The 20,205-nt window shown below is 71.3% G+C and carries 17 protein-coding genes and 1 pseudogene; 13 read left to right on the plus strand and 5 right to left on the minus strand.

Translation table 11 applies throughout. The annotated features are described in order from the left end of the window. Positions 1-29 precede the first annotated feature (29 nt). From ABZ016_RS21305 to ABZ016_RS21320, 4 genes are read left to right on the plus strand one after another with little or no spacing between them, the layout of a single operon-like run. Complete coding sequence (locus ABZ016_RS21305) at positions 30-941, plus strand: ABC transporter ATP-binding protein (protein WP_356918213.1); 912 nt, start codon at positions 30-32, stop codon at positions 939-941. Continuing rightward, positions 938-1,687, plus strand: coding sequence for an ABC transporter permease (locus ABZ016_RS21310; protein ID WP_356918214.1), 750 nt, complete (start codon positions 938-940; stop codon positions 1,685-1,687). Before ABZ016_RS21305 ends, ABZ016_RS21310 begins: the two co-directional genes overlap by 4 nt. 44 nt (positions 1,688-1,731) lie before the next feature. Further along, a complete protein-coding gene (locus tag ABZ016_RS21315) occupies positions 1,732-2,985 on the plus strand; it encodes a sensor histidine kinase (RefSeq protein WP_356918332.1) in 1,254 nt (417 codons plus the stop codon). Further along, entirely contained in the window at positions 2,978-3,622 is a 645-nt protein-coding gene (locus ABZ016_RS21320; RefSeq protein ID WP_356918215.1) for a response regulator transcription factor, read from the plus strand. Before ABZ016_RS21315 ends, ABZ016_RS21320 begins: the two co-directional genes overlap by 8 nt. Here ABZ016_RS21320 and ABZ016_RS21325 read toward each other — a convergent pair. Next, positions 3,619-4,227: pseudogene (locus tag ABZ016_RS21325) on the minus strand (sulfatase-like hydrolase/transferase); the annotation flags it as partial. The gene ABZ016_RS21320 and the pseudogene ABZ016_RS21325 overlap by 4 nt on opposite strands. A gap of 133 nt (positions 4,228-4,360) precedes the next feature. Further along, a complete protein-coding gene (gene glgX, locus ABZ016_RS21330) occupies positions 4,361-6,610 on the minus strand; it encodes a glycogen debranching protein GlgX (RefSeq protein WP_356918216.1) in 2,250 nt (749 codons plus the stop codon). A 186-nt stretch (positions 6,611-6,796) separates the two neighbouring features. Here glgX and ABZ016_RS21335 point away from each other — a divergent pair, with 186 nt between their 5' ends. The 7 genes from ABZ016_RS21335 to ABZ016_RS21365 all read left to right on the plus strand — a co-directional run bounded on the left by ABZ016_RS21335 (position 6,797) and on the right by ABZ016_RS21365 (position 13,759). Next, positions 6,797-8,041 carry an Ig-like domain-containing protein gene (locus tag ABZ016_RS21335; RefSeq protein ID WP_356918217.1) on the plus strand — a complete coding sequence of 415 codons (1,245 nt, stop codon included), beginning with the start codon at positions 6,797-6,799 and terminating at the stop codon, positions 8,039-8,041. Positions 8,042-8,194: 153 nt separating this feature from the next. After that, complete coding sequence (locus tag ABZ016_RS21340) at positions 8,195-9,421, plus strand: Ig-like domain-containing protein (RefSeq protein ID WP_356918218.1); 1,227 nt, start codon at positions 8,195-8,197, stop codon at positions 9,419-9,421. A 252-nt stretch (positions 9,422-9,673) separates the two neighbouring features. Continuing rightward, positions 9,674-10,441 (plus strand): enoyl-CoA hydratase-related protein, encoded by a 768-nt coding sequence (locus ABZ016_RS21345; RefSeq protein ID WP_356918219.1) that lies wholly within the window; start codon positions 9,674-9,676, stop codon positions 10,439-10,441. Between the two features lie 274 nt (positions 10,442-10,715). Beyond that, the gene (locus ABZ016_RS21350) at positions 10,716-11,219 is read left to right on the plus strand and encodes an ATP-binding protein (protein ID WP_356918220.1); all 504 of its coding nucleotides are present in this window, start codon (positions 10,716-10,718) and stop codon (positions 11,217-11,219) included. Between the two features lie 111 nt (positions 11,220-11,330). Then, on the plus strand, positions 11,331-12,509 hold the full coding sequence (locus tag ABZ016_RS21355) for a hypothetical protein (RefSeq protein WP_356918221.1): 1,179 nt from the start codon (positions 11,331-11,333) through the stop codon (positions 12,507-12,509). Positions 12,510-12,570: 61 nt separating this feature from the next. Then, on the plus strand, positions 12,571-13,485 hold the full coding sequence (locus ABZ016_RS21360) for a MerR family transcriptional regulator (RefSeq protein ID WP_356918222.1): 915 nt from the start codon (positions 12,571-12,573) through the stop codon (positions 13,483-13,485). A gap of 61 nt (positions 13,486-13,546) precedes the next feature. Beyond that, complete coding sequence (locus ABZ016_RS21365) at positions 13,547-13,759, plus strand: EF-hand domain-containing protein (protein WP_356918223.1); 213 nt, start codon at positions 13,547-13,549, stop codon at positions 13,757-13,759. A gap of 56 nt (positions 13,760-13,815) precedes the next feature. Here ABZ016_RS21365 and ABZ016_RS21370 read toward each other — a convergent pair whose 3' ends face one another. After that, complete coding sequence (locus tag ABZ016_RS21370) at positions 13,816-14,607, minus strand: ATP-binding cassette domain-containing protein (protein ID WP_356918224.1); 792 nt, start codon at positions 14,605-14,607, stop codon at positions 13,816-13,818. Next, on the minus strand, positions 14,604-16,319 hold the full coding sequence (locus tag ABZ016_RS21375; RefSeq protein ID WP_356918225.1) for a 2-isopropylmalate synthase: 1,716 nt from the start codon (positions 16,317-16,319) through the stop codon (positions 14,604-14,606). Before ABZ016_RS21375 ends, ABZ016_RS21370 begins: the two co-directional genes overlap by 4 nt. 209 nt (positions 16,320-16,528) lie before the next feature. Between ABZ016_RS21375 and ABZ016_RS21380 the strand changes: the two genes are divergently transcribed. Next, positions 16,529-17,227: an FCD domain-containing protein gene (locus ABZ016_RS21380; protein WP_356918226.1), complete on the plus strand. Its 699-nt coding sequence runs from the start codon at positions 16,529-16,531 to the stop codon at positions 17,225-17,227. 25 nt (positions 17,228-17,252) lie between these two features. Here the strand turns inward: ABZ016_RS21380 and ABZ016_RS21385 are convergent, their stop codons facing one another. Beyond that, positions 17,253-17,810 carry a GH25 family lysozyme gene (locus ABZ016_RS21385; protein WP_356918227.1) on the minus strand — a complete coding sequence of 186 codons (558 nt, stop codon included), beginning with the start codon at positions 17,808-17,810 and terminating at the stop codon, positions 17,253-17,255. A gap of 640 nt (positions 17,811-18,450) precedes the next feature. Here ABZ016_RS21385 and ABZ016_RS21390 point away from each other — a divergent pair. Beyond that, positions 18,451-20,205 carry a hypothetical protein gene (locus ABZ016_RS21390; protein WP_356918228.1) on the plus strand — a complete coding sequence of 585 codons (1,755 nt, stop codon included), beginning with the start codon at positions 18,451-18,453 and terminating at the stop codon, positions 20,203-20,205.

The following is a 20,205-nucleotide window of genomic DNA, read 5'->3' on the forward strand; positions in this document are numbered from 1 at the left end:
GGCCCCCGCGCCGCCGGGATGCTCGGCACATGCCGACCGCACCCGTCATCGAAGTCACCGAACTGCGCAAGAGCTACGCCGGACGACCCGCCGTGGACGGAGTCTCCTTCGCCGTGGAGGAGGGCGAGATCTTCGGGATCCTCGGCCCGAACGGCGCCGGCAAGACCACCACCGTGGAGTGCGTCGAGGGGTTGCGGGCCCCCGACTCCGGCCGCGTCCGTGTCACCGGCCTCGACCCCGTCGCCGACCACGAGCAAGTCGCCCTGGTTCTGGGCGCGCAGCTCCAGGAGAGTCGTCTCCAGCCCAAACTCACCGTCCGCGAGGCGCTGGAGCTGTACTCCGCGTTCTATCCACGACCCGCCGACTGGCGCCCGCTGGCCGAACGCCTCGGTCTGGGGGAGAAGCTCACCACCCGGTTCGCCAAGCTCTCCGGCGGCCAGAAGCAGCGCCTGTTCATCGCGCTGGCCCTCGTCGGAGGACCCCGGATCGTCGTCCTGGACGAGCTCACCACCGGCCTCGACCCGCGCGCCCGCCGCGACACCTGGCAGCTCATCGAGGACGTCCGCGCCCAGGGCGTCACCGTCCTGCTCGTCACGCACTTCATGGAGGAGGCGCAGCGGCTGTGCGACCGGATCGCGGTGATCGACAAGGGCCGGGTGGCCGCCCTGGACACCCCGGCCGGGCTGATCCGCCGTTCGGCGGGCGCCACCGTCATCAGCTTCACCCCGTCCACGCCCCTGGACGACCGTGAGCTGAACACGCTCCCCTCCCTGGTCGCCCTCGAGCACAAGGACGGCCGGATCACGCTGTCCGGCACGGACGACACGGTCGACGCCGTGCTGTCGCTGCTCGCCCGCCGGCACATCACCGCCCATCAACTCCGCGTCACCGACGCCACGCTGGACGACGCGTTCCTGGACCTGACGGAGGCCCCGGCATGAGCACCGCACTGATCAACCCCGCGGTTCTGCGGAGCGAGTTCCGGCTCTTCCGGCGCGAGCCGGGCAGTCTCTTCTGGATCCTGCTGTTCCCGGCCCTGCTGCTGGGCATCCTCGGTTCCGTGCCGTCCTTCCGCGAGGAGCAGGACGGGCTCGGCGGGCTGCGGATCGTCGACGTGTACGTGCCCGTGTGTGTGCTGGTCGCCCTCATCATGGCCGGCGTGCAGGCGATGCCGCCGACCCTCACCGGCTACCGCGAGAACGGCATCCTGCGCCGGCTGTCCACCACACCTGTCCGGCCCTCGGCGCTGCTGGCCGCCCAGATGCTGGTGAACGGCGTGGCTGCCCTGGCCTCCGCGCTGCTCGCGCTCGCCGTCGGACGGCTCGCCTACGGCGTACGGCTGCCCGAACAGCCCGCCGGGTACCTGCTCGCGCTGCTCCTCGCCGTGCTCGCCGCCATCTCGCTGGGCGCGCTGATGTCGGCACGGGCCCGCACGACGAAGATCGCGACCGCGATCGGGACCGCCGTGTCCTTTCCGATGATGTTCTGCGCCGGGGTGTGGGTGCCGGTGCAGGCCATGCCGGACCTGCTGGGCCGCATCGTCCAGTGCACCCCGTTCGGCGCCGCCGCACGGGCCCTGGACCAGGCCGCCGGGGGCGACTGGCCGAGCTGGGGTCACCTGGGCGTGCTCGCCGCGTGGACGGCGGTGCTCTCGGCGTCGGCCGCGCGCTGGTTCCGCTGGGAGTGACCGGAGCCCGGGGAGGGGACACGGCCGTGGCCGACACTGTGGGCATGACGGACGTGGCGGGTGTGGAGCAGCGGTGGGCGGCGTACTTCCGCTGGGGGCCGTACGGGATGCTGGCGGCGGGCACCGTGCTGTCCGCGGCCACGGTCGACGCGGTCGGCATGAGCACCGTGGAGCGGTACATCGCCGTCGTCCTGGTCGGTGCCGCGGTGGTCCTCCAGCTGTGGTGGGGGCGGTGGTCCCGCGGCCGGCCCCTGGCCCCGTCGGTGCCGGGCGCCTGCTACTACTTCGTGCGCTGGGCGCTGGCCTTCGCGCTCACCTGGTGCAACCCGTTCTTCGCGTTCTACGGCTCCGCCGGGTTCGTCGGCCCCGAGCGGCTGCTGCGAGGCCGCCCGCTCATGGTCGGGGTGGTGGCCACCGCAGTGATCCTCGCGAGTTCCCAGGCCGGTGGCATGCCCCTGCACGGGCCGCTGGACTGGGCGTTGTTCGGCGGGCTGATGTGCTTCTACATCGTGCTGCTGATCGTCTTCGGTCAGCTGGCCGGGCGGGAGGAGGAACGCACCCGGATCCAGACCGCGACCATCACCGAACTGGAGCGCACCAACGCGGCCCTGCAGCAGGCCCTCGACGAGAACGCCGCCCTGCACGCCCAGCTCCTGGTGCAGGCCAGGGAGGCCGGGGTCGCCGACGAGCGCCGACGGCTGGCCGCCGAGATCCACGACACCATCGCCCAGGGGCTGACCGGCATCATCGCCCAGCTCCAGGTCGTGGCGAACACCCCGGACGTGGACCTGGCCCGTGAGCACGTGACCCGCGCGACGGACCTGGCCCGGCACAGCCTCGGCGAGGCCCGCCGCTCCGTGCACAACCTCGCCCCCGTGGCGCTGGCCGACGCCGGACTGCCGGAGGCCCTGAAGAAGACGGTCACCGAGTGGGGCGAACGGGCGGGCGTGCGTGCCGAGTTCACGGTCACCGGTACCGACGAGCAACTCCACGAGGAGATCGCGGCCACGCTCCTGCGGATCGTCCAGGAGGCCCTCTCCAACACCGCCCGGCACGCCGCCGCCGACCGCGTCGGTGTCACCCTGTCCTTCCTCGGCGACGAGGTCATCCTCGACATCCGTGACGACGGCCGCGGCTTCGACCCCCTCGCCGTCCCCGAACGCACCAGCTCCGGCGGCTTCGGCCTCGACGGCATGCGCGCCCGCGCCGAACGCGTCGCCGGGTTCCTCACGGTCGAGTCCGAGCCTGGCCACGGTACGGCCGTCTCCGCTCGCGTACCGTTGGTCCGCCATGACTGAGGACGCCGCGATCACCCTGCTCATCGTCGACGACCACCCCGTCGTACGGGACGGTCTGCGCGGCATGTTCGAGTCCGCGCCGGGGTTCCGCGTCCTGGGGGAGGCGTCCAACGGCGTCGAGGCGGTCTCGCTCGCCGCGGGCCTCGACCCCGACGTGATCCTGATGGACCTGCGCATGCCGGGCGGCGGGGGAGTGGACGCCATCCGCGAACTGACCGGCGCCGGCGCCCGGGCCAAGGTCCTCGTCCTGACCACGTACGACACCGACTCCGACACCCTTCCCGCCATCGAGGCGGGCGCGACGGGCTACCTCCTGAAGGACGCCCCGAGGGACGAACTGTTCGCGGCGGTCCGCGCGGCGGCGGAAGGCCGGACCGTCCTCTCCCCGGCCGTGGCCTCCCGCCTGGTCTCGGCGGTCCGTGCTCCCCGGGCCCCCGGCCACGAGACGCTCTCCGCCCGCGAGCGCGAGGTCCTCGCCCTGGTCGCCAAGGGCACCTCCAACCGCGAGATCGCCCGTGAACTCTTCATCAGCGAGGCCACGGTCAAGACGCACCTCACGCATCTCTACGCGAAGCTGGGCGTGAAGGACCGGGCGGCGGCGGTGGCCACGGCCTACGAGCGAGGCATCCTGGGCTAGCCCGGGTACGGCAGCAGACCTGCCGCGGTCTTCTCCCAGGCGGCCTTCAGCTCGGTGAGCAACTCCGGCTCGTCCGGGGCGAGGTCGGCCTGTTCGCGGGAGTCGGCGGCCAGGTTGTACAGGTGGTCGGTGCCCTTGTCGTCCCGGTAGTACTTCCAGTCGCCCCGCCTGAGCGCCCGGTTGCCCCGCACCCGCCAGAACAGGTCCCGCTCGGGCAGTGGTTCGCCGCGGAGCAGGTACCCGGCGAGGCTGGTGCCGTCCAGCGGATACGCCGGGTCGGGCCGGGCACCGGCCAGCTCCAGCAGGGTCGCGGTCCAGTCGGGGGAGAAGTTCGGCTCGTGGCTGACCTGATGGCCGTCGATCCGGGCGGGCCAGCGCAGGATCGCGGGCACCCGGATGCCGCCCTCCTGGAGGGAGAACTTCCCGCCGCTCAGGGGCCACAGGTACGACCAGCGCTCCCCGCCGTTGTCGCTGGCGAAGAGCACGACGGTGTTCTCCTCCTGTCCGGAACGGCGCAGCGCGGCGAGCACCTCGCCGACGGACGCGTCCAGGCTCTCCACCATCTGGGTGTACTTCGCGACCGAGCCGCCGTCGTAGTGGTTCACGCGCCGCGTCGCGACGAGTTACGCCGAGCCGCACGACGACCCGCGCCGAGTCACGCCGAGCCGCGCCGACCCGCGACGCCCCGCACCCACTCGCGCCGAGCCACGATGACGCCCCGCCCGGCGAAACGATGCTTCAGCCGGTCACGCGCAGCAGCAGCACCGCCCGCGCCGGCATCGTGATCTCCGTCCCCGCCCGGTGCTCCACGCCCGGCGCCTCCCCCTGCTCCTCCAGGCTCGTGTCGACGACGACCTCGTACCGCTCCGCCCACGGCGGCCCGGGCAGCACGAAGTCCACGGGCTCCTCGCCCGCGTGCAGGACGGCCAGGAAACTGTCGTCGAGGATCTGCCGCCCGCGCTCGTCCCGGCCCGGGATGTCCCGGCCGGACAGGTACATCGCGAGGGTGGCGGCCGGCGCGTACCAGTCCCGCTCCGTCATCTCGGCGCCCCGGGAGGTGAACCAGGCCAGGTCGCGCAGCCCGTCCGCGGTCTGCGCCCGGCCCGAGAAGAACGCCCGGCGCCTGAGCACCGGGTGCCGGTGGCGGAGCCGGATCAGCCGGGAGGTCAGCTCGAACAGGGTCCTCCAGCCCGGGTCCTCCAGCAGGCTCCAGTCCACCCAGCCGATCTCGTTGTCCTGGCAGTAGGCGTTGTTGTTGCCGCGCTGGGTGCGGCCCATCTCGTCGCCCGCGACCAGCATGGGCACGCCCGTGGACAGCAGCAGCGTGGTGAGCAGGTTCCTGAGCTGCCGCCGCCTCAGCGCCCGTACGCCCTCGTCGTCCGTCTCGCCCTCGGCACCGCAGTTCCAGGCCCGGTTGTCGTCCGCGCCGTCCCGGTTGCCCTCGCCGTTGGCCTCGTTGTGCTTGCGCTCGTAGGACACGAGGTCGCGCAGGGTGAAACCGTCGTGCGCGGTGACGAAGTTGACGGACGCGTACGGCCTGCGCCCGCCCCAGGCGTACAGGTCGCTGGAGCCCGACAGGCGATAGCCCATCTCCCGTACGTCCGGCAGGGCGTGCCGCCAGAAGTCCCGCACGGCGCCCCGGTACCGGTCGTTCCACTCCGTCCACAGCGGCGGGAAAGCCCCCACCTGGTACCCGCCCGAGCCGACGTCCCACGGCTCGGCGATCAGCTTCACCCGCCGCAGCACCGGGTCCTGGGCGATGACCGCCAGGAACGGGGAGAGCATGTCGACGTCGTGCATGGAACGGGCCAGCGCCGCGGCCAGGTCGAAGCGGAAGCCGTCCACACCCATCTCGGTCACCCAGTACCGCAGGGAGTCGGTGATCAGCCGCAGGACGTGCGGCTGGACCACGTGCAGGGTGTTGCCGCAGCCGGTGTAGTCGGCGTACCGGCGCGGGTCTTCCTGGAGGCGGTAGTAGCCGCGGTTGTCGATGCCCTTCAGGGACAGTGTCGGGCCGAGTTCGCCCGCCTCCGCCGTGTGGTTGTAGACCACGTCGAGGATGACCTCGATCCCGGCCGCGTGCAGGGCGCGCACCATGCGTTTGAACTCGCCGACCTGCTGGCCGGTCGTCCCGGAGGCCGCGTAACCCGCGTGCGGGGCGAAGTAGCCGACGGAGTTGTAGCCCCAGTAGTTCCGCAGGCCTCTGCGCAGCAGATGGTCCTCGTGGGCGAACTGGTGCACCGGCAGCAGCTCCACCGCCGTCACGCCCAGCTCGACCAGGTGCTCGATCGCGGCCGGGTGCGCGAGACCCGCGTAGGTGCCGCGCAGTTCCCCGGGGATGCCGGGGTGCAGCCGGGTGAAGCCCTTGACGTGCAGCTCGTAGATCACCGAGTCCGCCCACGGCGTCTTCGGGCGGCGGTCGTCGGACCAGTCGTCGTCATCGTGGACCACGACACCCTTGGGGACGTACGGCGCCGAGTCCCGCTCGTCGCGCACGGTATCGGCGACGTGCTGCTGCGGCCAGTCGCGGACGTGCCCGTACACCTCGGGAGGCAGCGAGAAGTCCCCGTCCACCGCACGGGCATACGGGTCCAGGAGCAGCTTCGCCGGGTTCCAGCGGGAGCCCGTCCACGGGTCCCAGCGGCCGTGCACCCGGTAGCCGTACCGCTGCCCGGGCAGGGCGCCCGGGACGAAGCCGTGCCAGATCTCGTGGGTCAGCTCGCCGAGCCGGACCCGCGACTCCTTGCCCGCCTCGTCGAAGAGGCACAGCTCGACGCCCTCGGCACCGCCCGCCCACAGGGCGAAGTTGGTCCCCGCCACCCCGTCCGGGCCGACCCGGAACCGGGCGCCCAGCGGCGTCGGCGCGCCCGGCCAGGCAGGCACCGTGGGCGGCGGCGCGGCCCGCCGTACGCCGTTCGCGGCGGCCTGGCGCCCGTTCCCGGCGGCCTGATGACCGGCCACCGCCTCCTGCTCGGCTGCGCTGGACACCTGTCAGCCTCCCGCGGCTCGTGGGGCGACTGGGGACAGGGGGGTGCGGCCCCGTGCGCGGCTCGGTCGCGGCTCCCCTGCGCGTCGTCCTCCCCACTGTTCTGCCCAGAGCGTGGGTCGCACTCACGTTTCCCCGGGGGCGGGCATGGTCGTTTCCCGGGGACGCGGCCGGTCGTTGGGCACCTCGTGAGGCACGTACAAGGGCGCGCGCGGCGCGCGAGGGCCGCGCTGGCCGCCGTAGTGACATGGGCAGGGCTGCTGGCCGGGACGACGGGCTGTACCTCGGACGACGTGGGGGGTATCGCCGGGGCGTTCGGCGCGCCCCCGGCGCCCGAGGACGTCATCCGGATCTCGCCCGACGACGGCAGCAGGGGTGTGCGCCCCGGCAGGAAGCTGCGGGTGCGCGTGCCCGACGGACGCCTGGAGTCGGTGAAGGTCGTCAGGTCGCAGGACGCGCAGGAGACCCCGGTGCGCGGGCGTCTGTCCGCCGACCGGCTCACCTGGGAGCCGGAGGAGAAGCGGCTGGCGCTGGCCGCCAGGTACACGGTCGACGTGGTGGCCGTGGACGGCGACGGACGCCGCTCGGCCCGGCACACCACCTTCACGACGTACGTCCCCGAGGAACGCTTCATCGGCTACGTCACCCCGGAGAACCGCGCCACGGTCGGCACCGGCATGATCGTCTCACTGGAGTTCAACCGGGAGATCACCCGCCGCGCCGCCGTGGAACGCGCGGTGCGGGTCACCGCCAGCCCCGCCGTCGAGATCCGCCCGCACTGGTTCGGCAGGACCCGCCTGGACTTCCGCCCCGAGGAGTACTGGAAACCCGGCACCCAGGTCACCGTGGCCCTGCGCCTGCGGGACGTGGAGGGGGCCCGCGGGGTCTACGGCCTGCAGCACAAGACGTTCTCCTTCACCGTCGGCCGCAGCCAGGTCTCGGTGGTCGACGCCGCCCGGCACACCATGGAGGTGCGCCGCGACGGCGAGGCGCTCGCCACCGTGCCGGTCACGGCCGGCGCCCCCAAGATGACCACCTACAACGGCAAGATGGTGGTGACCGAGATGCTGGAGGTCACCCGGATGAACGGCGCCACGGTCGGCTTCAAGAAGCGCAACGGCAAGGGCGAGTACGACATCCCGGACGTCCCGCACGCCATGCGCCTGACCGACTCCGGCACCTTCCTGCACGGCAACTACTGGGCCCATCACTCCGTCTTCGGACACAGCAACGTCAGCCACGGCTGCGTGGGACTGCGTGACGTGAAGGGCGGCGGCTCGGCCACCCCGGCCGGCTGGTTCTTCGACCGCAGCCTCGTCGGGGACGTCGTCGAGGTCGTCAACAGCAAGGACGAAGAGGTCGCTCCCGACAACGGACTCGGAGGCTGGAACATGGGCTGGAATGCATGGAAAGCGGGCAGTGCGGTGAAGTAGCCCGACACCGGGGTGATGTGACCGGGCGTTCTGTTGGGACCGAACGGTGACAATCGCGGGCCGCCGGTGCCGTACCCCCTGTGGTTACTATTCGCCGGTGCGCGGGGGACGCGCAGGGGTGGGCCTGACCAGGCCCGGGGAGGGGAGAACGACTTGAACGGGCGACCGATATCGGGGGCGTCGGTTGGTGGGCGGAAGGGAGCGCGCGCGCTGATACTCGGCGCGCTGCTGCTCGCCGTCACGGCGTGCGGTGGCGGAGGGACCGGTTCCGGCGCCGGCGGGGGCGAGGGCAAGGGCTCGGACGCCGCGCAGAGCAAGCAGTCCGAGGCCGTCGTCAGCATCGCGCCGAAGGACGGCGCCAAGTCCGTCGACACCAGCGGCGCGCTGAAGGTCACCGCCGCCAAGGGGAAGCTGACCGAGGTCGAGGTCAAGGACGGCAAGGGCAGGAAGATCGCCGGGAAGATATCCGGCGACGGCGCCACCTGGACGCCGTCCACCCATCTGGCCGCGGCCACCGAGTACAAGGTCCACGCCATCGCCAAGGACTCCGAGGGCCGCACGGCCGCGGAGGACGCCGGCTTCACCACGCTGACGCCGAAGAACACCTTCACCGGCACCTTCACCCCCGAGGACGGCTCCAAGGTCGGCGTCGGGATGCCGTTCTCCATCCGCTTCGACCGGGGCATCACCAGCCCGGAAGACGTCGAGAAGGCCATCCGCATCAAGACGGAGCCGGCCGTGGACGTCGAGGGCCACTGGTTCGGCAACGACCGTCTCGACTTCCGCCCCGAGAAGTACTGGAAGCCCGGCACGAAGGTCACCGTCGACCTCGACCTCGACGGTGTCGAGGGACGCCCCGGTGTCTACGGCGAGCAGGACAAGACCGTCGACTTCACCATCGGCCGCAACCAGGTCTCCGTGGTCGACGCCAAGAAGCTCACGATGAAGGTCATGCGCGACGGCAAGACCATCAAGACCATCCCGGTCACCACCGGCAAGCCCGGCATGGAGACCTGGAACGGCCAGATGGTCGTCAGCGAGATGCTCACGGTGACCCGGATGAACGGCGAGACGGTCGGCTACGGCGGCGAGTACGACATCAAGGACGTCCCGCACGCCATCCGCCTCACCAACTCCGGCACCTTCCTGCACGGCAACTACTGGGCGGGCGGCGCCTTCGGCAACTACAACGCCAGCCACGGCTGCATCGGCCTGCGGGACGTGCGCGGCGGCTGGGACAAGAAGGTGCCGGCCGCGTGGTTCTTCAACCACTCGATGGTCGGCGACGTGGTGGTCGTCAAGAACTCCGAGGACCGGATCGTCGATCCGGACAACGGGCTCAACGGCTGGAACATGTCCTGGGAGAAGTGGAAGAAGTAGCTCTCGTTCGCGTACACCCTGAAGAGCCCGGCCGGTGTGACCCACCGCACCGGGCTCTTTCGCGTCAGCCCCCGTGCTGTGCTGCCCTGGGGGACGACCCCCAGACCCCCAGCCGTATGTGACCCACCGCACCGGCCCGATACCCGTCAGCCCCCGTGCTGTGCTGCCCTGGGGGACGACCCCCGGACCCCCAGCCGTATGTGACCCACCGCACCGGCCCGATACCCGTTAGCCCCCGTTAACCTGCTCCCTATGACCGTCTCTCTCGAAGTCGCTGAAGGTGTCGGCACGCTGCGCCTGGACCGTCCGCCCATGAACGCGCTGGACATCGCCACGCAGGACCGGCTGAAGGAACTCGCCGAGGAGGCCGCGCGCCGGGAGGACGTGCGGTCCGTGGTGGTCTACGGCGGGGAGAAGGTGTTCGCGGCCGGCGCGGACATCAAGGAGATGCAGGCGATGGACCACACCGCGATGGTCCTGCGTGCCCGCGCCCTGCAGGACTCGTTCACCGCCGTGGCCCGGATTCCCAAGCCGGTCGTCGCGGCCGTGACGGGCTATGCGCTCGGCGGCGGCTGTGAACTCGCGCTCTGCGCGGACTTCCGGATCGCCGGCGATAACGCCAAGCTCGGCCAGCCGGAGATCCTGCTCGGCCTGATCCCCGGCGCGGGCGGCACCCAGCGCCTGGCCCGGCTCGTGGGCCCCTCCAAGGCCAAGGACCTGATCTTCACGGGCCGGATGGTGAAGGCGGACGAAGCGCGCGAGATCGGCCTGGTGGACCGGGTCGTGCCCGCCGACGAGGTGTACACCCAGGCGCACGCCTGGGCCGCGAAGCTGGCGCAGGGCCCGGCGCTCGCGCTGCGCGCCGCCAAGGAGTCGATCGACGCGGGCCTGGAGACGGACCTCGACACGGGCCTGACGATCGAACGGAACTGGTTCGCTGGCCTGTTCGCCACCGAGGACCGCGAGCGCGGGATGCGCAGCTTCGTGGCGGAGGGGCCGGGTAAGGCGAAGTTCCTCTGAACATCCCTCCAGGGGCTTGCTGTTGACGCGGCGTCTAATCCCGGTCCCTCGATAGAGGGGTTTATGACAGCCTTAAGGCAGCCTTAAGCGTGTCCGGCCGAGGTGGCCTGCCGATTGCCCCGAAACGGGGCGTTGCCGCAGGTCAAACCGGCTGTGGGCGGCTCCGAAGTGCCGTCGGCATATGTCACCGGATCGTCGGGTGAGGACCCGTTTCCGGGGGTGTATTCCCCGGGAACGGCCCCCAAGGGCGACCCGGGCGGCCATGATGGGGGGCATGGCGGGGCTGGAGGGTATGGAACAGCCGCGGGGACACGCACATGCGTCCGCGGCGCGCTGGTCGCCGACCGTCGAGGACGAACACGCCCTGAAGGCGCTGGAGTTGTACGGCAACCCGACGGAGGCAGAAGTTCCACTGCCGTCCCGCCCCGAGTCCGCGGCCACCGCCAGACGGCTGACCCAGGTCGTGATCCTCCGCCACTGGGGGCTCACCCCCAAGACCACGGAGGACGCGGTCCTGCTCGTCTCCGAACTGGTCGGCAACGCCGTACGCCACACCGGCGCCCGCGTCTTCGGATTACGCATGCACCGGCGCCGCGGCTGGATCCGCGTCGAGGTCCGCGACCCTTCCCGGGGGCTGCCGTGCCTGATGCCGGTCCAGGAGTTGGACATCAGTGGCCGCGGCCTGTTCCTCGTCGACAAGCTGGCCGACCGCTGGGGGGTCGATCTGCTGCCCCGCGGCAAGACCACGTGGTTCGAGATGCGGGTCGCCGACCGCTGAGGACCGCCTCCGGGCTCGGCGCCCGAACGGCCGCACGGCCGGTGACAGGTCACTCGGCCGCCGGACAGGGGAATCACCGGTTTCCAGGTGAAGCACACCTTAAATGGTGCAATGCACCGCCATCTCGTCAAGAGCGCCCTCGTCGCGGGTGCCGCCCTCGCCGTACTCGCCGCCTGTGGCACCGCGGGCGGGGACCGGACCTCCGCAGCGCACGGCACCAAGGCCGCCGTGCCCGCACCGCCCGAGAGGAAGCCCGTCCGGGGGCTGCCGGGCATGCCACCGGTCCTCGACCCGGAGGACGTGTACGCGGCCGACCGCCCGAACAAGCTGTCGCCCGTGGTCAAGGACTTCCCGTCCCGGGTCTACGTCCCCAACACCGAGTCCGACACCGTCTCGGTCATCGACCCGAAGACGTACGAGATCATCGAGACGATCAGCGTGGGCCGTCAGCCTCAGCACGTCGTCCCGTCCTGGGACCTCAAGACGCTGTGGGTCAACAACAACCGCGGTCACACCCTCACCCCGATCGACCCGAAGACCGGAAAGGCGGGGAAGGATGTCGAGGTCCACGACCCGTACAACCTCTACTTCACGCCCAACGGCAGATACGCCGTCGTCATGGCCTCCCTCGACCGCGAGCTGGTCTTCCGCGACCCGCACACCATGGAGATCAAGAAGACGGTCCCGGTCTCCTGCTACGGCGTCAACCACGCCGACTTCTCCCTCGACGGGCGCTACTTCATCGTCTCGTGCGAGTTCAGCGGCGAACTGCTCAAGGTCGACACCGAGAAGATGGAGGTCGTCGGGCAGCAGCGGCTGCCGTTCGACGGTGCCATGCCGCAGGACGTCAAGGTCTCGCCCGACGGCAAGAGGTTCTACATCGCCGACATGATGGCCCACGGCATGTGGGTCCTGGACGGCGACCGGTTCACCGAGCCTACGCTGCTGCCCACCGGCAAGGGCTGCCACGGCCTGTACGTCAGCCGCGACTCCCGCGAGATGTACGTGTCCAACCGCGGCGAGGGCACGATCTCCGTCTTCGACTTCACACAGGACAAGCTGACCAAGAAGTGGCAGCTGCCCGACGGCGGCAGCCCCGACATGGGCGGCGTCTCCGCCGACGGCAAGGTGCTGTGGCTGTCCGGCCGCTACGACGCCGAGGTGTACGCCATCGACACCCGCACCGGCGAGCAGCTCGCCCGCATCCCGGTCGGCAGCGGACCGCACGGCCTCGCGGTCTACCCCCAGCCCGGCCGCTACTCGCTCGGCCACACGGGCATCTTCCGGTGAGCGCCCTCCGCCCCGGCCGGCCCTTGAGTCTCCCCCCACTGGAGGGTCCAGACTCCCGGACATGACCGACGACGGCACCGGACTGCTCACCATCGGCGAACTGGCCCGGAACACCGGACTGACCGTGCGCACCATCCGGTACTGGTCCGACGAGGGCGCGCTGCCCCCGGTGGGACGGTCCACGGGCGGTTACCGGCTGTACGACGCCGCGTCCGTGGCCCGTCTGGAGCTGATCCGGACGCTGCGCGAACTCGGGCTCGGGCTGGCGGACGTCCGGCGGGTGCTCGCCGGTGAGACGACGGTCGCGCAGGTCGCGGCCGCGCACGTGGTCGCCCTTGACGCCCGGATCCGGTCGCTGAAGGTGACGCGTGCGGTGCTGTCGACGGTCGCCCGACGTGGCTCCGGAGCGGAGGAGATGAAGCTCGTGAACAGACTGGCACGGCTGTCGGCGGCCGAGCGGCGGCGCATCCTGGAGGAGTTCGTGGACGAGGTGTTCCACGGGCTGGACACGGCGGACCCGGTGATCCGCGACCGCATGCGGAACACCGCGGCCGACCTGCCCGACGAGCCCACCCCCGAGCAGGTCGACGCCTGGCTGGAGCTGGCCGAGATGCTCCAGGACCCGGACTTCAGGGCCCAGATGCGCAAGGTCGCCGAGTTCAACGCGGCCGACCGCGGTCATGACACACCCGCCGGGGCGTCCCTGTGGTTCTCCCAGCGGCTCGTGCAGCTCGGTGCCGAGGCCCGCGAGCGCGGCATCGCCCCCGGCTCGCCGGAGGCGGACCGGGTGCTGCGCGAGCTGCTGGGCGACGCCGACCCCGCCACCGTGCTGGACCGGCTGCGCTCGCACGCCACCCACAGGGTCGCCCGCTACCGCGAGTTGCTCGCGATCGTGAAGGGCGCCGGACCCGAGGCGGCGTACCGGGAGGAGTTCGCGTGGGTGGTCGCCGCGCTGGAGGCCCGCGCGGGCGGCTAATCTGACCTGCGTCAGCACGACGCGTCAGTACGGCGCAGAACACGAGAGTAGGGGCGGATCGGTGGCGGACATCGAGGAAGCACGCAAGCAGTTCGAGCGGATCGATACGGACGGTGACGGCTACATCACCGCTGCCGAGTTCAAGGCCGCCCTGGCCCAGTCGGGCGACTGGAACGTCACCGAGTCGGTCGCCGAGGTCGTCATCAAGACCCGCGACCTCGACGGCGACAAGCGGCTGAGCTTCGACGAGTTCTGGGCCTACCTGAACAAGTGACGCCGGCTTTCCCGGTGCGGGGCCCGGACCGTTCGCGGGACGGACCGGGCCCCTCGTCATGTCCGGCGCGCCGTGCGGACGCTCCAGCGGCCGTCGTGACGTTCCAGTGCCAGCGGCAGGTCGAAGCACTTGCCGAGCTGATCGGCGGTCAGCACCCCGGGCACCGGGCCGCCGACGAGGGGCCGTCCCTCGCGCAGCAGCAGGGCGTGCGTGGTGTGAGCCGGCAGCTCCTCCAGGTGGTGCGTGACCAGGACTGTCGCCAGGTGCGGATGCTCCCGGCGCAGTCCCCCCAGAGCCCCGATCAGCTGCTCCCGGCCCGGCAGGTCCAGGCCGGTGGCCGGTTCGTCGAGCAGCAGCAGCCGGGGCTCGGGCATCAGCGCCCGGGCGATCAGCGTCCGGCCGCGCTGCCCTTGCGAGAGGGTGGGCCAGCGCGCCTCACGGTGCTCGGCCAGCCCCATCGTCCGGATCAGCCGTTCCGCCCGTTCGAGCTGCTCAGGCGCCGGACGCCACCGGGGCAGGGGCTCCACCGAGTTGGTCAGGCCGGTCAGCACGACGTCCCGTACCCGCAGCGGCGAGGTCAGCGGGTGCCGGGGGTCGACGTGCCCGACGTGGCTGCGCAGCTCCCGCAGATCGACCCGGCCCAGCCGGTGGCCCAGTACCTCCACGGCGCCCCGGGTGGGGTGGACGAGCGCGCCGAGCAGTCCGAGCAGCGTGGACTTGCCCGCGCCGTTCGCACCGAGCAGCGCCCAGTGCTCACCGGCCCGGACGGTCAGGGACACCTCCCGAAGGATCGGCCGGCCGTCGCGTACGACGTGCACGTCCTCGGCGCGCAGGACGACCGGCCTCACCGCAGCGCCCTGTTGACCGCGGACAGCACCGCCTGCACCGGCGCGGCCGGGCCGGGCCCGCCCCGGCCCGCGCCCCAGCACGTCGTACCGCCGACGCGGCACTCGGCGAAGGCGTCGGTGCCTTCGGCGCCCGCCTGCTCGTGGAGGTCGAGGACGTCCACGTCGATCCCCGCTCCGGCCAGCGCGTCGACGAACGCGGAGACGGGTCCGCTGCCGGTGCCCTCGTAGTCGCCGGTGCGCTCGCCGGTCCGCAGTGTGCACACGAAGCGGTGCCCACCGCCGGCCTCGTCCCGGTGTACGGACCAGGCGTCCAGGGCCACCTCCTCGTCCTCGACCAGGTACGTCGCCCGGAACAGCTCGTACAGCTCCTTCGCCGTCATCTCCCGCCCGCTGTCGTCGGTCGCCCGCTGCACGGCCCGGGAGAAGTCCGGGCGCATGCGCGCGGGGATGTCGACGCCGTGGTGGGTGCGCAGCAGGTAGGCCATACCGCCCTTGCCCGACTGCGAGTTCACGCGGATCACGGCCTCGTAGGAGCGGCCCACGTCGGCCGGGTCGATCGGCAGGTACGGCACCGACCAGGGTGCCTGCCGCTCGGGTACCCCCAGCTCCCTTGCCCGCTCGGCGTGCCGGGCCAGTCCCTTGCTGATCGCGTCCTGGTGGGTGCCCGAGAAGGCGGTGTGGACCAGCTCCCCGGCGTAGGGGTGGCGCGGGTGCACGGGCAGCCGGTTGCAGTGCTCGACCGTCTCCCTGACCGTGTCGACGTCACTGAGGTCGACCATGGGGTCGACGCCCTGGGCGTACAGGTTGAGCGCCAGGGTCACCAGGTCGACGTTGCCGGTGCGCTCCCCGTTGCCGAACAGGCAGCCCTCGACGCGCTGGGCGCCGGCCAGGACGGCCAGCTCGGCGCAGGCGACGCCGGTGCCGCGGTCGTTGTGCGGGTGCACGGAGAGGATCACGCTGCCGCGCCGGGACAGGTTCCGGTGCAGGTACTCGATCTGGTCGGCGTACACGTTGGGCGTCGCGATCTCCACCGTCGCCGGGAGGTTGTGGGTCACCGGCCGGTCGGGGCTCGCGTCCCACAGTTCGGTCAGTCCGTCGCACAGTTCCAGGACGAAGTCCGGCTCGGTGAGGTTGAAGGTCTCCGGGGAGAACTGGAAACGGACGGCAGGGCGGCTGTCCGCCCGGCGGGCCATGTGCTCGGCGGCCTCCCGTACGGTCCGCCACACCTCGGCCCGGTCCCGCCCGAGGACGACGTCCCGCCACACCGGCGAGGTCGCGATGTACAGGTGCACGACGGCCCTCGGCAGCCCCTCGATCGCCTCGAAGGTGCGGTCGATCAGGTCCCGGCGGGCCGGGGTGAACACGACGGGTGTGACGTCGTCCGGTACGGCACCGCTGGTCACCAGGTGCCGTACGAAGTCGAAGTCGGTGCGGCTGGCCGAAGGGTAGCCGACCTCGATCTCCTTGAAGCCCATGCCGGTCAGCAGGTCGAAGAAACGGCGCTTGCGCGGGGTGTCCATCGGTTCGGCGAGAGCCTGGTTGCCGTCGCGCAGGTCGACGGGGACCCACAGGGGAGCGCGCTCGATCCGGGCGGCGGGCCAGTCGCGGCCGGCGGCGGGTACGTGCACGCGGTCCTGGAAGGGACGGTAGCGGTGGAACGGCATGGGGCCCGGGCGCTGGGGGTTCCAGGCCGGGGCGGGAGTGGTGGTCATCGTCGGCTGTTGCCTTCGGCTCGGTCGGACGGTGACCGGCAGCACGGCGCCCCGCGGCGGGGTGCCGGTCGCGTCAGGCCCCGCCGCGGCAGCCGAGAAGAAGGAGACCGCGGAGTGTCATGAGCAGTACGCTAGCCACTCCTCAGCTCCTCAGACAAGTGGAATCGTCGGTAGAATTCCCCTACTCCTCAGACAGGTTGGTGACCCCCATGCCGCTCGGCGCCGTCCGCCCCAGCCCCCTGGTCGAGCAGGCCGCCGCCCGGCTGCGCGAGCAGATCACCGGCGGCGACTGGCCGGTCGGCACCAGGCTGCCCGGCGAGACGACCCTGGCGAAGGAGCTCGGTGTGGGCCGCTCCACCGTGCGGGAGGCGCTGCGCGTGCTGGCGGGCGCTGGGCTGGTGCGGCCCCGCCAGGGTGCCGGTGTCTTCGTCATCGCGGCCGAAGCGGTCGAGGACTGGTCCTCGAGGTTGCGTCGGGCGGCCGTGGCCGACGTCTACGAGGTCCGTATGGCGGTCGAGGTCCACGCGGCCCGGCTGGCCGCGCGTCGCCGCACCCCCGAGGACGTCACGGCGATAGGGGCCGCGCTGGAGGGCCGCCGGGCCGCCGCGGCGGCCGACGACGCCGCCTTCGTCGACGCGGACATCGCCTTCCACGCCGCGGTGGTCGCCGCCGCGCACAACCCGGTGCTCGCCGACCTGTTCACCGAGTTCACGCCGGTCCTGCGGGACGGCCTGACCGAGCTCCTGTCGCTGACCACCCTGCGCGCCGACGACCCGGGTACCGGCGACGCGGCGCACGAGGCGCTCCTCCGGGCGGTGCGGGACGGGGACGCGGAGGGAGCCGCGGAGGTGCTGCGGCGGGAACTGGAGGACCCGTTCGCCGCGGACCCGGCCGCACGCGCCACATGACGCGACCGCCTCATGGCGTGGGCGGTCAGGCGTCCTCCGCCCACTTCCGCAGCGCCGCCTTGCTCGGGAAGTCGGCCACGTTCTTGTCCAGCGGGTCGTCGGTGTACTGGTGGAAGCGCCACTTCGCCTTGATGCGGGGCTTTCCGGCGCTGACGTAGTCGGCGATCCACAGGCCGTCGCCCGCGTAGGACGTCGTGTCGATGTTCAGCCAGAAGTGCCGGTTCGCGTAGAGGACGACCTGGTTGTTCGGCCGCAGGTCCTTCAGCTTCCGGATGAACAGGTCCTTCTCCGCGTTGCTCGCGTGCGTCCCCTCGCTGGTCGTCTCCCAGTCGACGGCGAGGATGTCGCCCGGCCGGTCCGGGGCCTTGCCGACGAAGTACTCGGCCTGGGCGCTGAGGTTGCCGGGCCACAGGAAGTGGTAGAAGCCGACGACCAGCCCGTGGTCCCGCGCCCGTTTCGTCTGGGCGGCGAGTCTGGGGTTGACGTAGGAACGCCCCTCGGTCGCCTTGACGAAGGCGAAGGACAGGCCGTCGGTGTCGTAGGAGGAGGACTGGTAGGCACTCACGTCGATGCCGCGCAGCATGGGGTCTCCCTGGAGTGCTGGTGGGGGGAGGGGAGTGGGTGCCCCCACCATGGCACGGGCTGCTCTGGTCTGACGTGGGAATGTCAACTTCGAGGCCCGGGGGTGTGTCACGGTTTCCGCGGGACGTCCGACCCGACCACATGGTGGACAGTCAGAAACATTTTCTACGAAGGCCCTTGGCGGCACGTGACCGCGACGTCACTGCCGGTTCACCTGGGTTTTCTCCTGCTCATGGGCGTCCTGCGGAACCGAGTCGGCCGGCTCCGTGCTCTCCGGTTTCCGCTGCCGATGGTTGCCCGCGGATGTCGCCGAGGTTAAGGTCTGCTCGCGCGGTGGTTACCCGAGAAAGTCCGGGCCGCCGCAGTCGGAGTCGCAACGGGGCATTCCGGCATCACGGGGGAGGACCACCGGCGTTCCCTCTCCTTCTGTCAGGGGATTCTTGGCGGTGCGTGGCCGCTCGGCCATGGGCACGGCTCTTCACACTTTTCATTTCGCGTTCCGCATGGGCATGTGAGCGTTCGCCGAAGAACGTCTCGCTCGCATGCTGCATGCGCACGCCTTCATGCGGGGGAAATGCGCAATGGGGCTTTTGCGTACCGAGGGCTTCGAAAGACTCTTACAGACGGTCGCCTCGGAATCCGTGGCGCACGCGACCGCCGGTCCTGCCGTGCGGCACCTGGCCACGATCGGCGAGCGGCTCGCGCCCGAGGTGGCACTCGGCGCGCTACGACCGGCCGAACGCCACCTGCTCGACGCGATGGAAGCCGCAGGCGCCACCGTCACCCTCCCCGCAGCCGACCCGGACCACGCGGGCGGCTACCGCTTCGGCCAGCTCAAGGCGGGCAAGGTCTGCATCCTGCGCCCAGGCGAGACGGGCGGTCCCGAGCTGCGGATCGTCGCCGGCATCGACTGGCCCGCCGGGGCTCCGGAGGGCCTCGACACCGAGTGCGCACGCCTCGCCGCACACGAGGCCGCCGAGATCGAGACCTGCCGCCGCTGGCTCGTGGACAAGGGCGGAGAACACGCCGCGAACCTCGTGGACCGACTGCGCTTCCTGTTCCGGCACGTCGGGCCGATACGCCTCTACATCGGCGACTCCTGCTACACGAACCTGGGCCGCGAGGGCAACCTCGTCGGCAAGTCAGTGGGCCCGGAGTCCGACCGTTGCCGGATGAAGGTTCTTTCCGAAACGCCTTTAGGCCAGTGGAGCGCCGAAGACGCCTGCTTCGTCGTCTGCATGTCCGCGCTGATTTCTTCCGGTACACCTTCCCGGACCGAGGAGTTCAGCGGCACGCAGCTCACCCCGACCAGGCTTGCGGCGTTCCTGGATGGCCGGATTCTCGCGTATGACGGGAAGGCTCCCGACGCCGCCGAATCCGCGTCGCCGATCGGCAGGCTTTTCGAACTCGCGGATCTCGCCCGGGAACTGAGGGCGCGGAAACTGGAATCCGGAGCGGTGGTGTACCGCACGGTCCAGTCGATGACCATCAACAAGAAGGAACACTTTTTCGCCAATCCGGTGACCGGCGCGGACGTGCCGGAGAAGTTCCTCGAGACGCTTTCCGGCTTTGTGCCGTCCGCGCCCGAGACCATCCGCGGCGGCGCCCTGGACGTGGACTGGCAGCCGCTCCTCGACGGCGACCCACGACCCTCGCAGCCGGGCTTCGGCAGCCGCTTCGAGGAAGTGCTGCACCAGCTCGTCGGCGCCGCCGCGGCCGGCACCGGATCCGACGTCAGCATGTCCCGCGGCCCGCGCGACACCCTCCGGCTCAGCACGCTGCTGGCCGAGGGCAGCGTCGAACCGGGCCACTGGAAGACCAGCGAGTACTACTGCTGCGTCGTACCCGCCGAAGGTTTCCGCCGCCGGCTCACCGACGCGGGAGCCGCCGCCGAGGTACCCCAGGTGGTGCGCGCCATCGCCGCCCGCATGCGCTGGAACGGCTGGCACTTCATGCCGCACGCCGCCGCCGTCACGGACGACGAGAGCCTCGCCGAACGCGACTGGTTCTTCGCCCCGTCCATGCCCGACATGACGGAGTGGACGTCGCACCACCACCAGGGACACGTGGCGAACGGTGTGCGGCACGCCATCCGTGTCCCCTTCGGCATCACCCTCGCCGGCGCGCACCGCCCCGGTGTGCACGACCTGCGGCTGATGCGCAGCGAGGGCGATGTCTACACCCTGCGCGAACTGCGTGCCGCCATCGCGATGGGCGAGATCCTGCGCGGCCTCTACCAGGAACGCGCCCTCCGGCTGGAGAAGCGCGCGGAGACCGCCGTGGTCGACGACTTCACCAACGCCTGGTACCAGCATCGCTACGGTACGCAGACTCCCGAGGGCACGCAGGCCCCCGAGGGCACGCAGGCCACGACGGCGAAAGAGAACGGTGTCTGA

Source organism: Streptomyces sp. NPDC006372 (assembly GCF_040612515.1).
Classification (GTDB): Bacteria; Actinomycetota; Actinomycetes; order Streptomycetales; family Streptomycetaceae; genus Streptomyces.

What these genes read in the sequence shown, in the direction of transcription:
- ABZ016_RS21305 (WP_356918213.1), top strand. Translation starts at nt 30, where the DNA reads ATGCCGACCGCACCCGTCATCGAAGTCACCGAACTGCGCAAGAGCTAC.
- ABZ016_RS21310 (WP_356918214.1), top strand. Translation starts at nt 938, where the DNA reads ATGAGCACCGCACTGATCAACCCCGCGGTTCTGCGGAGCGAGTTCCGG.
- ABZ016_RS21315 (WP_356918332.1), top strand. Translation starts at nt 1,732, where the DNA reads ATGACGGACGTGGCGGGTGTGGAGCAGCGGTGGGCGGCGTACTTCCGC.
- ABZ016_RS21320 (WP_356918215.1), top strand. Translation starts at nt 2,978, where the DNA reads ATGACTGAGGACGCCGCGATCACCCTGCTCATCGTCGACGACCACCCC.
- ABZ016_RS21345 (WP_356918219.1), top strand. Translation starts at nt 9,674, where the DNA reads ATGACCGTCTCTCTCGAAGTCGCTGAAGGTGTCGGCACGCTGCGCCTG.
- ABZ016_RS21350 (WP_356918220.1), top strand. Translation starts at nt 10,716, where the DNA reads ATGGCGGGGCTGGAGGGTATGGAACAGCCGCGGGGACACGCACATGCG.
- ABZ016_RS21355 (WP_356918221.1), top strand. Translation starts at nt 11,331, where the DNA reads ATGCACCGCCATCTCGTCAAGAGCGCCCTCGTCGCGGGTGCCGCCCTC.
- ABZ016_RS21360 (WP_356918222.1), top strand. Translation starts at nt 12,571, where the DNA reads ATGACCGACGACGGCACCGGACTGCTCACCATCGGCGAACTGGCCCGG.
- ABZ016_RS21375 (WP_356918225.1), bottom strand. Translation starts at nt 16,319, where the DNA reads ATGACCACCACTCCCGCCCCGGCCTGGAACCCCCAGCGCCCGGGCCCC.
- ABZ016_RS21380 (WP_356918226.1), top strand. Translation starts at nt 16,529, where the DNA reads ATGCCGCTCGGCGCCGTCCGCCCCAGCCCCCTGGTCGAGCAGGCCGCC.
- ABZ016_RS21385 (WP_356918227.1), bottom strand. Translation starts at nt 17,810, where the DNA reads ATGCTGCGCGGCATCGACGTGAGTGCCTACCAGTCCTCCTCCTACGAC.